General features: G+C 59.9%; 14 protein-coding genes. 8 read left to right on the top strand and 6 right to left on the bottom strand.

Annotation, left to right across the window (positions count from 1 at the left end; genetic code table 11):
• Positions 1–35: 35 nt before the first annotated feature.
• The 3 genes from BLR20_RS21620 to BLR20_RS21610 all read right to left on the bottom strand — a co-directional run bounded on the left by BLR20_RS21620 (position 36) and on the right by BLR20_RS21610 (position 4,197).
• Positions 36–1,160, bottom strand: coding sequence for an ABC transporter ATP-binding protein (locus BLR20_RS21620; protein ID WP_054992512.1), 1,125 nt, complete (start codon positions 1,158–1,160; stop codon positions 36–38).
• Between the two features lie 398 nt (positions 1,161–1,558).
• Positions 1,559–2,188, bottom strand: coding sequence for a response regulator (locus BLR20_RS21615; RefSeq protein ID WP_003341145.1), 630 nt, complete (start codon positions 2,186–2,188; stop codon positions 1,559–1,561).
• Positions 2,185–4,197 (bottom strand): sensor histidine kinase, encoded by a 2,013-nt coding sequence (locus BLR20_RS21610; RefSeq protein WP_054992513.1) that lies wholly within the window; start codon positions 4,195–4,197, stop codon positions 2,185–2,187. The genes BLR20_RS21615 and BLR20_RS21610 overlap by 4 nt, the downstream gene beginning before the upstream one ends.
• 114 nt (positions 4,198–4,311) lie before the next feature.
• On the opposite strand from BLR20_RS21610, the gene BLR20_RS21605 reads away from it, so the two are divergent.
• A complete protein-coding gene (locus BLR20_RS21605) occupies positions 4,312–5,316 on the top strand; it encodes an alpha/beta hydrolase family protein (RefSeq protein ID WP_010428760.1) in 1,005 nt (334 codons plus the stop codon).
• A 21-nt stretch (positions 5,317–5,337) separates the two neighbouring features.
• Here the strand turns inward: BLR20_RS21605 and BLR20_RS21600 are convergent, their stop codons facing one another.
• From BLR20_RS21600 to BLR20_RS21590, 3 genes are all read right to left on the bottom strand, one after another.
• Positions 5,338–6,105, bottom strand: a complete 768-nt coding sequence (locus BLR20_RS21600; RefSeq protein ID WP_010428764.1) for a TerB family tellurite resistance protein — start codon at positions 6,103–6,105, stop codon at positions 5,338–5,340.
• The gene (gene murU / locus BLR20_RS21595) at positions 6,106–6,777 is read right to left on the bottom strand and encodes an N-acetylmuramate alpha-1-phosphate uridylyltransferase MurU (protein ID WP_032611762.1); all 672 of its coding nucleotides are present in this window, start codon (positions 6,775–6,777) and stop codon (positions 6,106–6,108) included. It lies immediately after the preceding gene.
• Positions 6,778–6,879: 102 nt separating this feature from the next.
• Positions 6,880–7,902, bottom strand: a complete 1,023-nt coding sequence (locus tag BLR20_RS21590; RefSeq protein ID WP_054992514.1) for an aminoglycoside phosphotransferase family protein — start codon at positions 7,900–7,902, stop codon at positions 6,880–6,882.
• A 129-nt stretch (positions 7,903–8,031) separates the two neighbouring features.
• Between BLR20_RS21590 and BLR20_RS21585 the strand changes: the two genes are divergently transcribed.
• The 7 genes from BLR20_RS21585 (at position 8,032) to glpE (ending at position 15,620) form a co-directional block, all read left to right on the top strand.
• Entirely contained in the window at positions 8,032–10,812 is a 2,781-nt protein-coding gene (locus tag BLR20_RS21585) for an LPS-assembly protein LptD (RefSeq protein ID WP_054992515.1), read from the top strand.
• A complete protein-coding gene (locus BLR20_RS21580) occupies positions 10,793–12,115 on the top strand; it encodes a peptidylprolyl isomerase (RefSeq protein WP_032611837.1) in 1,323 nt (440 codons plus the stop codon). The genes BLR20_RS21585 and BLR20_RS21580 overlap by 20 nt, the downstream gene beginning before the upstream one ends.
• Positions 12,112–13,101: a 4-hydroxythreonine-4-phosphate dehydrogenase PdxA gene (gene pdxA, locus BLR20_RS21575; RefSeq protein WP_032611767.1), complete on the top strand. Its 990-nt coding sequence runs from the start codon at positions 12,112–12,114 to the stop codon at positions 13,099–13,101. The genes BLR20_RS21580 and pdxA overlap by 4 nt, the downstream gene beginning before the upstream one ends.
• Positions 13,098–13,904 (top strand): 16S rRNA (adenine(1518)-N(6)/adenine(1519)-N(6))-dimethyltransferase RsmA, encoded by an 807-nt coding sequence (rsmA, locus tag BLR20_RS21570; protein WP_032611768.1) that lies wholly within the window; start codon positions 13,098–13,100, stop codon positions 13,902–13,904. Before pdxA ends, rsmA begins: the two co-directional genes overlap by 4 nt.
• Positions 13,905–14,020: 116 nt before the next feature.
• The gene (apaG, locus tag BLR20_RS21565) at positions 14,021–14,401 is read left to right on the top strand and encodes a Co2+/Mg2+ efflux protein ApaG (protein ID WP_032611838.1); all 381 of its coding nucleotides are present in this window, start codon (positions 14,021–14,023) and stop codon (positions 14,399–14,401) included.
• Positions 14,401–15,276, top strand: coding sequence for a symmetrical bis(5'-nucleosyl)-tetraphosphatase (locus BLR20_RS21560; RefSeq protein ID WP_054992516.1), 876 nt, complete (start codon positions 14,401–14,403; stop codon positions 15,274–15,276). The genes apaG and BLR20_RS21560 overlap by 1 nt, the downstream gene beginning before the upstream one ends.
• Before the next feature lie 23 nt (positions 15,277–15,299).
• Positions 15,300–15,620 (top strand): thiosulfate sulfurtransferase GlpE, encoded by a 321-nt coding sequence (gene glpE / locus BLR20_RS21555; protein ID WP_003372784.1) that lies wholly within the window; start codon positions 15,300–15,302, stop codon positions 15,618–15,620.
• Positions 15,621–15,645: the final 25 nt, after the last annotated feature.

Raw genomic sequence — 15,645 nt, 5'->3', positions numbered from 1 at the left:
ATCAGGTCGCCTCTGTTATTGCTTTTGTCGGTAGATCAATGCACTTGCTGCAATGGATCGAGCGCACGGACGTGCTCGACTTGCCAGCCGATGGGCACCACATCGCCCACACTCAGGCCGGGGTCCAGTTCGGCAATCGGCTGTTTGACGAAGAAGTCGTTCTTGCCTGCCACTTCCAGACGCACACGAACGTGGTCGCCCAGATAAATGAACTCGGCCACACGACCGGAAAAACGGTTGGCGCAGCTCTCGCTGCGGCCATTGAGGTTGATGCGCTCGGGGCGAATCGACAGGGTCACCGGCCCGCCAGGCTGGCCGACGTTGATCGCCAGCGCGTGGACTTTCTCGCCACGCTCCAGCTCGACCACACAGCGGTCACCGGCCTGACTGACCAGACGCCCATTGAGGCGGTTGTTCTCGCCAATGAAGTTGGCCACGAAGGTGTTCTTCGGTTCTTCGTACAAGCTGCGTGGCGGTGCGATCTGCTGAATCTCGCCTTGGTGAAAGACCGCAACCCGGTCCGACATGGTCAGGGCTTCACCCTGGTCGTGAGTCACATAGACCACGGTCACGCCCAGGCGCTGGTGCAGGTGCTTGATCTCCATCTGCATGTGTTCGCGCAACTGCTTGTCGAGTGCGCCGAGCGGTTCATCCATCAGCACCAGCTGGGGCTCGAACACCAGCGCACGCGCCAGCGCAACGCGCTGCTGCTGCCCGCCGGACAACTGTGCCGGGTAGCGATGCGCAAAGGTATCGAGCTGGACCATGCCCAGTGCCTTTTTGACCTTCTCACCGACGTCGGTTTTGCTCGTGCCACGCACCGACAGCGGGAACGCCAGGTTCTCGGCCACGGTCATGTGCGGAAACAAGGCGTAGTTCTGAAACACCATGCCGATGTCGCGCTTGTGCGGCGGCACGTTGTTGATGGCACGGCCACCGAGGAGGATTTCACCGGCCGTCGGGGTCTCGAAACCGGCCAGCATCATCAGGCTGGTGGTCTTGCCAGAGCCGGAAGGACCGAGCAGGGTCAGGAACTCGCCCTTGAGAATGTCCAGGTTGAGGTCTTTGACGATCAGTGCTTCGCCGTCGTAGCTCTTCTGCACACCACGAAAGCTGACCAGAACATCATTTGCTCCAGCGCTTGTATCGACGTCGCTCATTACCCACACCTTTGTTTTGTCTGCGTGGGCTCCAGCCTAGAGCAGCCCGAAGCCCCCGCAAATCGGGGGCCGGGAGAGAATCGCCTAGGCCGACTGGAAGGCCAGGGGTAGGGATTGCCCTACAGAGATGGCGCGATTGGATATGTCGGCTCAGGCCCCTTCTCGACGCTCCGCATCGCAAGAGGACGCAGAGCGTCCTGAACGGCATGCCCACGCGGAGCATGGGCACGATAGCGTTCTCAAGGACGCCTCTCGTTCCGTACGGAGCATGGGCACGACAGTGTTCTCACGGACACCTATCGTTCCGCACGCTCCAGCGTGGGAATGCAGGTCTCGACGCTCTGCGTCGCAAAGGGGCGCGGGGCATAGGGGCTGTCTGTCGGATGTCGTTTTCAGACTCAGAGCAGCTTGTGCTCCATCGCGTACTTGACCAGATCGGCCAGCGAGTTGAGTTTCATTTTCTGCATCAGCCGTGCCTTGTGGGTACTGATGGTCTTGCTGCTCAAGGCCAGTTGCTGAGCAATGTCGTTGACGTTGGCGCCCTGGGCGAGGCGCTCGAATACCGAAAACTCGCGCTCCGACAGCAGCGAGTGCAGAGGCCGGCTGTCGGTGAGGCCCACTTCAAAGACCATGCGGTCGGCCAGATCCGGATCGATATAACGCCCGCCAGCCGCCACCCGGCGAATGGCCGTGAGCAGCAGCGCCGGGTCGCTGTCCTTGGTGGCATAACCTGCCGCGCCGACCTTCAGCGCACGCGCAGCCATCTGCGCCTCGTTGTGCATCGACAGCACCAGAATCGCCGGCGGATTGGTCAATGCGAGAATCCTCGGTATCGCCTCAAGGCCGTTGACACCGGGCATGGAGATATCCAGCAGCACCACTTCGCAGGCCACATGCCGCAGGGTTTCGAGCAACTGTTCGCCATTGCTGGCCTCGCCCACCACTTGCAGATCACGGGCCAGGCCAATCAATTGCTTGATCCCTTCGCGCACGATGGTGTGGTCTTCGGCTACCAAAACACGAATCACTGTCTTCGCTCCTGTGCGATGGGGTCCAGCGGGATATAGGCGCGCAAGGTTGTGCCCTCACCCTCCTCGCTGTCCAGCTCCAGTCTGCCGCCGAGCATCAGCACACGCTCGCGCATCCCGACCAGACCGAACGAAACCGCTCTGCCCGGCTCGATGACAAACCCCTGCCCGTCATCGGCGATGCTCATGCACATCATGTCGTCCTGCAATGTCAGACTGATCTCCACCGTGTGTGCCCGGGCATGGCGCATCACGTTGGTCAGGGCTTCCTGAAGGATCCGGAACATGCCTGTGGCTCTGGCATCGCTGAGCGCCGGGAGATTGTCCGGCACCTGCACCAGACACGGAATCTGCGTGCGCGCCTCGAAACGGCGTGCCTGCCATTCAATGGCCGAAGCGATACCGGCGTCTAAAATCGGTGGCCGCAAGGCCGTGGCAACATCACGCACCAGTTGAAACAACTGAGCGATCAGACGCTTCATGCTCTCCAGCCGCTCGCTCAGGCCGGGGTCGAGGTCGGCATAGGCCAGCTCGCACATCGACGTCTCGAGCTTCAATACCGTCAGCATCTGACCCAGCTCGTCATGAACCTCGCGGGCAATACGCGCTTTCTCCTCCTCACGCACGCTTTCCAGATGCGCTGACAAATCACGTAACTGGTCATGCGCGCGGCGTCGTTCGCTGACGTCAGTGAGGAACACCACCAGGTATTCGGCCTCACGAAAGCGCAGGAAGCTCAACGAGACATCGGCAGGCAGCAGGCTGCCATCGGCGCGCAGGCAATGGGTCTCGAACACCTGCGGGCTGTCTTCGCTGGAGCGCGCGTTCTTCCACAGGTTGAGCCAGCGATCCATATGCAGACCGGGCTCGAAATCGATCAGCGGACGCTCCACCACTTGTCCCGGCGCATAGCCCAGCATGGATTCCGCCGCCCGATTGGCGTAACGCACCCGACTGTCCCAGTTGACCCACAGAATGCCGACGGTGCTCTGATCAATGGAGAACTGCGCCAGGCGCAGCGCTTCCTCGCCTTCGACACGTCGGGCGAGTTCTTCACGCGCCGCCAGCAGCTCCTGCTCCAGCGCCTGCTGCTGGCGACGCTGCCAGACCACGATGGCGAAACACGCCAGCAACATCACCAGCAGCAGAATGCACAGGTTCGTCCAGAGTTTGGTCGACTCGATGAAATGTGACGGGGTCAGCGGCATCCAGCGCGCATGCAGCTGCTCCAGCTGCTTGGCAGGGATCGCCCGCAACGCTTCGCTGACAATGGCTGCCAGTTCCGGCATATCGCGACGTGAAGCCACACGCAACAATTGCGGCAGCCCGATATCCCCCACTACCGCCAGCCCGGCGAACTCCGGCTCGCGAAGCAGACGGCTGAGTTGCGCTTCGTCCACCACGGCATAACGCGCTTGCTGGCTGAGCAACAATTGCATGGCCTGGCGCTCCAGCGGTACCCCTTGCAGGTTGAGATGCGCAAAGTTGCTGCGCAGGTAGTCGGCCGTAGTGCTGGGCATGCGTACCGCGACGCGCGAAAGGCTGTCGAGTTTCTCCAGGTCAACGGCAGTGCTGCCATCACGTTCGCCGATCAACAACTGCGAAACACGCAGATACGGGTCGGAAAACAACCACAGACGCAGACCTGCGGGGGTTTGCATCAAGCCGGGCGCAACGTCGATTTCACCCTTGGCCAGCGCTTTCTCCAGCGCGCTCTGGTCAGGAAAGTTTCGCCACAGCAACTCGACCGGCAGCGTCGCCGCCAGCGCATTCATCAGGTCGACATTGGCACCGGACAACTGTTGCAAGCGTTGATCGAACTGTGCGTAAGGTGCTCGCAATACCAGCCCTACACGCAACGGGCCGTGCTCGTCGAGCCAGTTGCGTTGCGCTGCGCTCAACTGCGCAATGGCAGGTGTTTGAGCTTCGTCAGCCAGCGTAATCGCCATCTGAGCCATCAAGAGCAAGGCCAGGCAGCCGATAAAACCGGTGCGCAGAAGACGAATCATCACTAGGTCGCTCTCGTGTGTGCGTATCACGGCCGTGTGCCGCGCAGGCTCAGGCCTGACAAAAGCCGATCAACCCATTAGGCTGCCGGGATAGTTTCTGGCTTGGAATATCCGATGTCCTACACCTTTCGCGCAACGTTTCCTGCATTGTTTCTGTCATTGCTACTGCCTTGCGCCTTGCCTGCCCTCGCCGCCGACCCGGCCCCTGCGCCGGAAAAGGACGCTGCTGCGCAAGCGCCCGTCGAAAGAGCCCCGCTGCTCAGCCGCTCCCAGGAAGACGCAATAGCGCTGGAACGCCAATTGCCGCGCGAAGATCAGCAGCAACTTCAGGCCGGAGACGACAGCTTTCTCGCACTCTGGAAACCCGCCAACACTGACGCACCTGAAGGCGCGGTCATCATTGTGCCTGGCGACGCCGAGTCACCGGACTGGCCCGACGCCGTCGGCCCGCTACGACGCAAGTTTCCGGATGTCGGCTGGTCGAGCCTGAGCATCACCATGCCGGATCCGCTCGACAACACACCGGGTGCACGCGAGCCCGATGCTGCTCCAGCAGATGCAAACGCAACCAAAGCCGCTGAAGCACCGAAGGAGACCCCCAAGGACGCCACCGCGACAGCAAAAGACCCGGCCGCAGAAGCCGAGGCGCTGGCTGCGGCTGAAACAGCCAAGGCTGCTGCCGACGAAGAGCTCAACAAGGCCCAGGCAGAGCGCATCTTCGCGCGGATCGAAAGCGCCATCAGCTTTGCGCAGCAGAACAAGGCACGCAGTATCGTGTTGATCGGCCACAGCAGCGGCGCATACTGGGCGACCAGGTTCCTCAATGAACGGACATCGCCTGTGGTGCAGAAACTGGTGATGCTGGCGGCGCGTGAACCCCTGAATGCCAAGCCTTCGCTGCTGGACATGGTGCCTCAGCTGAAAGTAAAGGCCGTCGACTTCATCTACAAAAACTCGCCCGACGAGGCTGCAAAGGCCCGCCTGCAGGCCAGTAAACGCACCAAGGGGCCGGGCTTTACCCAGATTGGCCTGATCAACATCGCCGGCAGCGGAGATACCGAACAAGAGCAGCTATTCCGCCGCGTTCGCGGCTGGATAGATGCCAAGGAGGAAAAATAAGCGTCAGGCGTACCAGCAGGTTCAGTTGAACCCGCGTCGGGCTTTGACCACCCGATAGGCATTGTGCAACTCGCTGGTCTTCTCGGTCGCCACCCGCACTTGCTGTGGATTGGCGCCCGAGCCGGCAATCTTGTCAGGGTGATGCCGGCTGAGCAGACGCCGGTAGGCACGCTTGATGCTCAAAGGATCCGTGTCCGACCTTATCCCCAGTAGCGTCATCGCACTTTTGTAGTCGTCGCCGCTGCTGACAGGTGCGCGTTTCATGGGGTCGTGGTCAGCAGCCAGCGCCTCGACTTGCGGCCCTGTCCAGCCAAGCCACATGCCCCATACCCCGATCAGCTCGCGCTCGACCCGGGAAGCCTTGCCATCCGCCCAGGCCATCCGCCAGCAGGCGCGCAACATATCTTCGGCAATGTCCGGCTGCCGTTGCAGCCCACGCAGATAACTGCGCAGGCCATCGGTGCCATCGCGGCCGCGCTTGAAGGCGTTGATGGCGCGCAACTGATCCGTCTCGTTCAGATTCAAACGGCGCATCTCGATACGTGCCTGGTGGATATGGCTGGCCAGAACCCGTCCGTCACTTTTGGCCAGACGGCCCAGCAGCACAAACAGCAGCTCATCCTGGGGGATCGTTGCGCGTCCACCCATACGCTCACGCAGATGCGCCCAGCTCTGCAGTTTCAGGCGCCGGTCCAGCGCCTGCCCCAATAGAGCACCGAGCATTGCGCCTGGAATACTGGCAATTGCATAACCAGCTCCAGCGCCGATCAGTGTGCCGGGCCAGAGCATTCAGCGAGTCTCCGCTAGCATCTGCTCGACTTCAGCCAGGCGCTCGTGGGTACCGACATCGACCCAGCGCCCTCTGTAGTGCTCGCCGGTGACCAGCCCCTTATGCATCGCCTCGCGCAACAGCGGCGCGAGTTTGAACGCGCCGGGCTCGCAATCGGCAAACAGCTGTGGATGGAGGATGGCGATACCGCTGTAGGTCAGCCGCTGACCCGCCGAATCGTCGTCGCGTACCCGACCGTCGACCAACGAGAAATCACCCGTCGGATGATGCGCGGGGTTATCGACCAATACCAGGTGCGCGAGGCCTTCAAGCGGCACGCGTAATGCGCCGAAGTCGTAATCAGTCCAGATATCCCCGTTGATCACCACGAACGGCTCAAGGCCCAGCAATGGCAATGCGCGCTGAATGCCACCACCGGTTTCCAGCGGCAGGCCTTCGGGCGAGTAACGGATGCTCAGGTCGAAACGCTGGCCGTCACCCAGGTAATCCTCGATCTGCTGGCCCAGCCACGCATGGTTGATGACCAGTTGGTGAAACCCGGCATCGCGCAACGCGTTCAGGTGGTATTCGATCAACGGCACATCCCCGACACGTATCAAGGGTTTTGGCGTGTGCAGGGTCAACGGGCGCATTCGCTCACCTTTACCGGCGGCGAGAATCATCGCTTTCATGCAATCCTCTTCGACACAATCAAGATCTTTTCCAAAGTGGCCATCATTCAAAGTGGCCATGTTTAAAACCGGCCCTTTCTTACGCTGGCCGTCTCTGTCATTTCAGACAGCGGTGTCTACCGGCTGCAGACTGGTAAGCAACTGCCCGAGTTGCGCCAGCTCGGGGCGACGTGACAAAACCGCCTCTATATAAGCGAAAAAGCGCGGAACGTCTTCCAGATAACGCGGTTTTCCATCGCGGTGGCAAATGCGGGCAAAAATGCCGATCACCTTCAAGTGTCGCTGTACGCCCATCAGATCACTGGCGCGCTCGAATGCTGCAAAATCTTCCTGTACCGGGATACCGATGGTACGCGCCTGATCCCAGTAACTGCGCAACCAGTCACTCACGCGCTCCTGCGGCCAGCTCAGGAAAGCGTCCTTGAACAGGCATGTCACGTCATAGGTGACCGGGCCATAGACCGCATCCTGAAAATCCAGCACGCCAGGATTGGGCTCGCTGATCATAAGATTTCGCGGCATATAGTCGCGATGCACCAGCACTTTGGGCTGTGTCAGGGCGCTGTTGATCAGCAACTCGCTGACCTGCTGCCAGTCGCTCAGCTGCGCCTCGTCCATTTCGATACCCAGGTGCCGTTTCACGTACCACTCGGGAAACAACTCCAGCTCACGGCGCAGCAACGCTACGTCATAGCTGGGCAACGGCGCGTCCATAGGCAGTTGCTGGTAGGCCAGCAACGCCTGGATAGCATCAGCGAACAAGGTATCGGCATTATCAGCGTCAATGACATCCAGATAAGTCTGACGACCCAGATCGTTGAGCAGCAAAAAGCCTTGTGTCAGGTCTTCGGCATAAATTTTTGGAACATTAATGCCCGACTTTTCCAATAAATGAGCGATATCCACGAACGGTTTGCAGTTTTCCTGTGGTGGAGGGGCGTCCATGACAATAAAAGTTCGGCCCGCCCCCTCCCAGCGAAAATAACGGCGAAAACTTGCGTCACTACTGGCCGCAGTCAATGTAGCCGGGGGCACAGCGCCCCAATCGTGCGCCGAAAACAGCGCCGGCAACTGCTCATCGAGCCAAACTTTCAGGGATTGCAGGCGTATATCTTGATCTGACATTACAAGGGTCTCCGACGGCGCTAGCCGTCAAGCGGGTCATGCTTTATTATCCGGAATCTTTTTCAGCCCATCGAGAGGCGTGCGGCCCCCCCGCGGGCAGATGGCGCGCAGGAAGCCCGGACTAATAAGATGGCATTGAAATCCCCCGCGTTTCGTAAAAAATTTCCGTTGCTCGTAACCGGCAGTCTGCTGGCGATGCAACCTCTGGCCACTCAGTTCGTGGTCGCCGCGGAACAGTATGACTGCTCAGTCTCTGCTTCGGGTGCCTGGAACTGTGCGCCGAAATCCAATGCTGCTGCAGTGGATCTGCCTCCGCGCCCCGTGCATGACACGACGTCGGTCAGTTCCAACGGCACGGTCACCTCACAAGGCACCTCTTCGGGTGAGCAGTCTGCGGGTACGCAACTGGTCACTGAAGCCAAGGGCAAAGGTCTGAAGTCGCGTAGTGCTGACTACAGCCACCTCGATTGGGTTCCTCGCGAAAAGCTTACCGCAGCGCAACTGGCCGAAACCGGCCCGTATTGCTCGGGTGCCTACGTCGAGCCGATCCGTCCTGGCATGGACGACAAGACGCCGATGAAAGACGCGCCGATGTTCGTGGGAGCCAAGGCTTCGCGTTACGAACAGGAAGCGCAGGTCGCGACGCTGGCGGGTGATGTCGTGATGCGCCAGGGCAGCATGCAGGTGCAGGCCCAGGAGGCTTCACTGCATCAGGCCGAGAACCGTGGCGAGCTGAACGGCGATGTCCGTCTGCGCGACAACGGTGCGCTGATCGTCGGTGACAAGGCCGAACTGCAACTCGATACCGGCGAAGCTCGTGTCGACAACGCCGAGTACGTCCTGCACAAGTCGAACATTCGCGGTAACGCCCTGTACGCCAAGCGTGCAGAGAACGCGATCATCCGGCTCAAGGACGGTACCTATACGACGTGCGAGCCGAACAGCAACGCCTGGACGCTCAAGGGCAACAACATCACGCTGAACCCGGCCACCGGCTTCGGTACAGCGACCAACGTTACCCTGCGGGTCAAGGACATACCGGTTCTTTACACGCCGTATATCTACTTCCCGATCGACGATCGTCGCCAGTCCGGTTTCCTGCCGCCTACCATTGCAGCAGGCGGCGACAACGGCTTCACGCTGGTCACCCCGTACTACTTCAACCTGGCGCCGAATTACGACGCCACTTTGTACCCGCGTTACATGGCTGATCGTGGCTTGCTGATGGAAGGCGAGTTCCGCTACCTGACCAAGGGCAGCGAAGGTCAGTTCGGCGGCGCGTATCTGAACGACGAGAATGACGACCGCAAACTGCAGTCGGACTACGACAAGACCCGCTGGATGATCAACTGGCAGCACAAGGGCGGGCTTGATACGCGCTGGCTGACGCAGGTCGATTACACCGACATCAGCGATCCGTACTATTTCCAAGACCTGGAAACCGATCAGATCGGCGTGAAAAGAACTGACTTCCTCAACCAGCAAGGCTCCCTGACCTACCGTGGCGACAGCTACTCGGCAGTGCTCAACGCCCAGGCCTACAAGCTGGCGACGGTTGCCAACGTTACGCCGTACAACCGCCTGCCTCAGCTGACGCTCAACGGTACGCTGCCCTACAACCCCGGCGGTCTGAAGTTCGATTATCAGACTGAAGCGGTGCGCTTCGAACGTGACCTGCGCAGCGGCGCGTTCATCGATGAAGACGGCAACTCCGAGACACGCCTGGACAACAACATCTCCGGCCTGGCTCGCGCCAACGGCGATCGCCTGAACCTGGCTCCGTCCGTCAGCCTGCCGATGAACTGGACCTATGGCTTCCTGACGCCGAAGCTGAAGTATGTCTACACGCAATACGATCTGGATCTGGACAGTCAGGGCAAACGTACGCTTTTGGCTGACGAAGAATACAGCAGCAGCCAAAGCCGCAGCGTGCCGATCTTCAGCGTCGACAGCGGCCTGTACTTCGACCGCAATACCAACTGGTTCGGCAAGGATTACCGCCAGACCCTGGAGCCACGCCTGTTCTATCTCTATGTACCCGAGAAAGACCAGACCGACATCCCGGTATTCGACACCAGCGAAAGCACCTTCAACTTCTCCTCGCTGTTCCGTGACAATCGCTTCACCGGTACCGACCGCATCGGCGACGAGAACAAGCTGTCGCTGGGCGTTACCAACCGCTGGATCGAAGACAACGGCTTCGAACGTCAACGCTTCAGCATCGGTCAGGCGCTGTATTTCGAAGACCGCAAGGTGCAGTTGCCGGGTGTCGCATTCGCCGATCGTGACGATGCGCGCTCCAATGTTTCGCCTTATGCACTGGAATACGAATACCGCTTCAACCGTGACTGGCGCTTCAACTCCGATTTCAACTGGGATCCGGACAGCAAGAGCACCCGTTCGGGCAGTGCGATGTTCCACTACCAGCCTGAAGACAACCCGAATAAGGTCGTCAACGTCGGCTATCGCTATCGCAACGACCAGATTCGTTACGACGAAAGCACCGGTCGCTGGGTCGTGGGCGGCGGTGACTACGGCACACCGGGTCAGCCTAACTACGTGAAGGACTACTACAAGATTCAGCAGCACGATTTCTCGGTCATCTGGCCGATTGTGCCGCAGTGGAGCCTGATCAGCCGTTGGCAGTATGACTACAACCGTGAACGCACCATCGAAGCTTTCGGCGGGTTCGAGTACGACAACTGCTGCTGGAAAATGCGTCTGGTCAATCGCTACTGGATCGACTACGACGAGTTCAGCCAGGCAGCACCTCAGAACGAGAAAGGCGACCGCGGCATATTCCTACAAATCGTGTTGAAGGGGCTCGGCGGTGTAACTGGCGCCAAGGTAGACAGCTTCCTCGACAAAGGCATCCAAGGTTATCGTGAACGTGAAGACCAAGCTTTCTGATTGTCTGCGCCCGCTGATGCTGGGCGCGTTACTCCTGAGCGGAGCAGTGCATGCTGCGGTTCAACCTCTGGACAGTGTCGTGGCCATCGTCGACAACGACGTGATCATGAAAAGCCAGATGGACCAGCGGGTACGTGAGGTACAGCAGACCATTGCCAAGCGCGGCTCTGGCGTACCGCCTGCAGAAGCCCTGCAACCACAGGTTCTAGATCGTCTGATCCTGGAAAACCTGCAGTTGCAGATGGGCGAACGCTCTGGCATTCGTGTCTCCGACGACGAACTGAACCAGGCCATTGGCACCATTGCCCAGCGCAACAACATGAGCGTGGAGCAGTTCCGTGCCGCGTTGGCGCATGACGGCCTGTCCTATAACGATGCGCGCGAACAGGTGCGCCGGGAAATGATCATCAGCCGTGTGCGTCAGCGCCGGGTGGCCGAACGTATCCAGGTGTCCCAGCAGGAAGTGAAGAACTTCCTCGCCTCCGATATGGGTAAGGCTCAGCTGTCTGAAGAGTTTCACTTGGCCAACATTCTGATCGCCACACCTGACAGCGCCTCTTCGGACGCTATCCAGGCTGCAGCGGCCAAGGCCAAGGGGATCTACGATCAACTGAAGAAAGGTGCTGACTTCACCCGGCTCGCAGCCACCTCCTCGTCCAGCGAAAACGCACTGGAAGGCGGCGATATGGGCTGGCGCAAGGCTGCACAATTGCCTCCGCCCTTCGGTGACATGCTCAGCTCGATGCCTGTCGGTGACGTGACGCCTCCTGCGCGTACGCCGGGCGGTTTCATCATCCTCAAGCTGCTGGAAAAGCGTGGTGGCCAGGGTCAGGCGCAAATGCGTGATGAAGTGCATGTGCGTCATATCCTGATCAAGCCAAGCGAAATTCGGAATGAGGCAGAGACCAAGCGTCTTGCGCAGAAGATCTACGACCGCATCGAAAACGGTGAAGATTTCGCCGAGCTGGCAAAAAGCTTCTCGGAAGATCCGGGTTCTGCACTCAATGGCGGCGATCTGAACTGGGTTGATCCCAACTCTCTGGTTCCGGAATTCCGTCAGGTGATGAGCGAAACGCCACAAGGCGAATTGTCCAAACCGTTCCAGACCCAGTATGGCTGGCATGTTCTTGAAGTACTCGGTCGTCGCTCCACGGACGCTACCGATCAGGCTCGTGAACAGCAGGCGCTGAACGTATTGCGCAACCGCAAGTACGACGAAGAGCTGCAAACCTGGCTGCGTCAGATCCGCGACGAAGCCTACGTAGAAATCAAACTCCCTGGCGCGACCCAGGCTGCACAGTGAAACCCAAGCGTTTCGCACTGACACCCGGCGAGCCGGCCGGCATAGGTCCTGACCTCTGCCTGCTGCTCGCCACGCAGCCTCAGCCACATCCCCTGATTGCCATCACCAGCCGTGACCTTCTCCTTGAGCGGGCCACGCAACTGAGTGTGGCGGTCAGTCTGATCGAAGTCACGCCCGACGCGTTTCCCGACCTGCCCGCGCCTGCCGGCAGTCTGTACGTCTGGGATACGCCACTGGCCGCTCCGGTGCAAACCGGCGTGCTGAACAAGGCCAACGCGGCGTTCGTCCTGCACACTCTGACTCGCGCGGGTCAGGGCTGCCTGGACGGTCTGTTCAGCGGCATGATTACCGCCCCGGTGCACAAAGGCGTCATCAACGACGGTGGTATCGCGTTTTCCGGACACACCGAATTTCTCGCTGAACTGACTCACACCGAACAGGTGGTGATGATGCTGGCAACCGGCGACCTGCGCGTAGCACTGGTGACCACTCACCTGCCGTTGCGCGATGTGGCCGACGCCATCACGGCGGATCGCCTGGAGCGCGTGACACGCATCCTGCACGCCGATCTGGTCAACAAGTTCGGCATTGCCCACCCACGCATTCTGGTATGCGGCCTCAACCCTCATGCCGGCGAAAGCGGGCATCTGGGTCGTGAGGAAATCGACATCATCGAACCTGCTCTGGAGCGCCTGCGCAGCGAAGGCCTGGACTTGCGCGGCCCGCTGCCTGCAGACACTCTGTTTACCCCCAAATATCTGGAGCACTGCGATGCAGTGCTGGCGATGTACCACGATCAGGGCCTGCCTGTGCTGAAATACAAAGGTTTCGGCGCAGCGGTCAATGTGACGCTCGGCCTGCCAATCATCCGCACCTCTGTCGATCACGGCACGGCGCTGGACCTGGCCGGCACCGCGAACGTTGACACCGGCAGCCTGCACGTCGCACTGCAAACCGCCTACCAGATGGCCGAGACCCATTCATGACCGAGCAATACCAACACCGGGCGCGCAAGCGTTTCGGGCAGAACTTCCTGCACGATGCAGGCGTTATCGACAAGATCCTGCGTGCCATCCGTGCCAAACCTGAAGACCGGCTGCTGGAAATCGGGCCGGGCCAGGGTGCACTGACCGAAGGGCTGCTCGACAGTGGCGCTCAGCTGGACGTGGTCGAGCTGGACAAGGACCTGATCCCGATCCTGAACAGTCAGTTCGCCGGCAAACCTAACTTCAACCTGCATCAGGGCGATGCGCTGAAGTTCGACTTCAACACCCTCGGCGCCGAACCGCGCAGCCTGCGAGTGGTGGGCAACCTGCCGTACAACATTTCGACACCGCTGATTTTTCACCTCCTGCAGAACGCCATCCTGATCCGCGACATGCACTTCATGCTGCAAAAGGAGGTGGTCGAGCGCATGGCTGCCGGACCCGGCGGAGGTGACTGGGGGCGTCTGTCGATCATGGTCCAGTACCATTGCCGCGTGGAACACCTGTTCAACGTCGGACCGGGCGCGTTCAACCCGCCGCCGAAAGTGGACTCGGCCATTGTGCGCCTCGTCCCTTACGAAACACTGCCTCATCCTGCCAAGGACCACCGCGTGCTGGAGCGCATCGTGCGTGAGGCGTTCAACCAGCGCCGCAAGACCCTGCGCAACACGCTCAAGCTGCTGTTGAGCAGCGATGAGATCACCGCATCCGGAGTAGACGGCAGCTTGCGTCCCGAGCAGCTCGATCTGGCTGCATTCGTTCGTCTGGCAGACACTCTCAGCGAAAAAGTTGTGACAGAGTGAACCCTGGGGACAAGTAAACGGCAGGCTCAGTCTTCGTTTGCCGCTTACTTGTCCTAGACTGATCTACCTGCCGCACACACCCTTTTTTCGCAGCTATGGATTTCAAGGCCTATTGCATGCCCGATTCTCGTTACAAGGTCGACGTCAGCGTCGTCACACGCTTCCTCTCGGAGCAATCGCAACCCGAGCAGAACCGCTTCGCTTTCGCCTACACCATCACCGTGCATAACAACGGCGAACTCCCCGCCCAACTGCTGTCGCGGCACTGGATCATCACTGACGGTGATGGCAATGTCGAGGAAGTGCGTGGCGAAGGCGTGGTGGGCCAGCAGCCACTGATCAAGGTCGGCCAAAGCCATACCTACAGCAGTGGTACGGTCATGACGACCAAAGTCGGCAATATGCAGGGCACTTATCAGATGCTGGCCGAAGACGGCAAACGCTTCGATGCGGTTATCAAGCCTTTCCGTCTGGCTGTTCCGGGCTCGCTGCACTGATGGCGGCGTACGCCGTTGGTGACCTGCAGGGCTGCCTTGAACCTCTGCAATGCCTGCTCGAGCACGTGCACTTCAACCCGGAGCAGGATCGCCTCTGGCTGGTGGGTGACCTCGTCAATCGTGGCCCGCAATCGCTGGAAACGCTTCGCTACCTGTACAGCATCCGCGAATCGCTGGTGTGCGTACTCGGCAATCATGACCTGCACCTGCTGGCAGTGGCCCGTAAAAAAGAGCTGCTGAAAAAAGGCGACACGCTGCTTGAAATCCTTGAAGCGCCTGACCGTGACGAGCTGCTCGGCTGGGTGCGTCGGCAAAAGCTCATGCATTACGATGCAGAACGCAATGTCGCCATGGTGCATGCCGGTATCGCGCCACAGTGGACACTGAAAAAGGCTTTGAAGCACGCTGCCGAAGTCGAGCACGCGCTGCAGGACGACCAGCTGTACGACGCCTTCCTCGACGGCATGTACGGCAATGAACCGGCCAAGTGGGACAATGACCTGCAAGGTGTGACGCGTCTGCGAGTCATCACCAACTACTTCACTCGCATGCGCTTCTGCACCAGCGACGGCAAGCTCGATCTGAAGAGCAAGGAAGGGGTCGGCACCGCGACACCTGGCTACGCGCCCTGGTTCAGCCACCAGAGCCGCAAGACCCGAGACGTGAAAATCATTTTCGGTCACTGGGCTGCGCTGGAAGGTCGCTGCGACGAACCGGGCGTCTTTGCCCTCGACAGCGGGTGTGTCTGGGGTGGCTCGATGACGCTGCTCAATGTCGATACGCTTGAACGTCATCAGTGCAATTGCGATGCTATCGGCAATGCCGCCGACGGGCTTGTTACCCGAGCGCAAGCCGGCGCTACTCCCCTTCCGTAACCTCAGGCTCAGGAGCCCAGGCAATGACTGAATTCAAACGTATTCCACCTGAACAGGCCCAGGCTCTGCGCGAGCAAGGCGCCGTGCTGGTCGATGTTCGGGATCCACAGGCTTTCCAGAGCAATCACATCCCCGATTCCGTGCATCTGGACAACCACTCGATCGCCGACTTCATCCGCGAGGCCGACCTGGACAAGCCGCTGGTGGTCGTCTGTTACCACGGCAACTCCAGCCAGAGCGCTGCAGCCTACCTGGTCGGCCAGGGTTTCTCGGATGTGTACAGCGTGGACGGCGGTTTCGAGCTGTGGCGCGCCACTTACCCGCAAGAAACCGTGCAAGGCTGATACAAAATATTTTTATGACAGCTGA

Origin of the sequence: Pseudomonas congelans (genome assembly GCF_900103225.1) — a bacterium.
Classification (GTDB): Bacteria; Pseudomonadota; Gammaproteobacteria; order Pseudomonadales; family Pseudomonadaceae; genus Aquipseudomonas; species Aquipseudomonas congelans.
The sequence above is the reverse complement of the archived record's forward strand: the minus strand, read 5'-3'. Positions and strand labels throughout refer to the sequence as shown.

Bases quoted from the DNA above. Each gene is read 5' to 3' on its own strand.
- BLR20_RS21620 (WP_054992512.1), bottom strand. From the start codon at position 1,160: ATGAGCGACGTCGATACAAGCGCTGGAGCAAATGATGTTCTGGTCAGC.
- BLR20_RS21610 (WP_054992513.1), bottom strand. From the start codon at position 4,197: ATGATTCGTCTTCTGCGCACCGGTTTTATCGGCTGCCTGGCCTTGCTC.
- BLR20_RS21605 (WP_010428760.1), top strand. From the start codon at position 4,312: ATGTCCTACACCTTTCGCGCAACGTTTCCTGCATTGTTTCTGTCATTG.
- BLR20_RS21600 (WP_010428764.1), bottom strand. From the start codon at position 6,105: ATGCTCTGGCCCGGCACACTGATCGGCGCTGGAGCTGGTTATGCAATT.
- murU (WP_032611762.1), bottom strand. From the start codon at position 6,777: ATGAAAGCGATGATTCTCGCCGCCGGTAAAGGTGAGCGAATGCGCCCG.
- BLR20_RS21590 (WP_054992514.1), bottom strand. From the start codon at position 7,902: ATGTCAGATCAAGATATACGCCTGCAATCCCTGAAAGTTTGGCTCGAT.
- BLR20_RS21585 (WP_054992515.1), top strand. From the start codon at position 8,032: ATGGCATTGAAATCCCCCGCGTTTCGTAAAAAATTTCCGTTGCTCGTA.
- rsmA (WP_032611768.1), top strand. From the start codon at position 13,098: ATGACCGAGCAATACCAACACCGGGCGCGCAAGCGTTTCGGGCAGAAC.
- apaG (WP_032611838.1), top strand. From the start codon at position 14,021: ATGCCCGATTCTCGTTACAAGGTCGACGTCAGCGTCGTCACACGCTTC.
- BLR20_RS21560 (WP_054992516.1), top strand. From the start codon at position 14,401: ATGGCGGCGTACGCCGTTGGTGACCTGCAGGGCTGCCTTGAACCTCTG.
- glpE (WP_003372784.1), top strand. From the start codon at position 15,300: ATGACTGAATTCAAACGTATTCCACCTGAACAGGCCCAGGCTCTGCGC.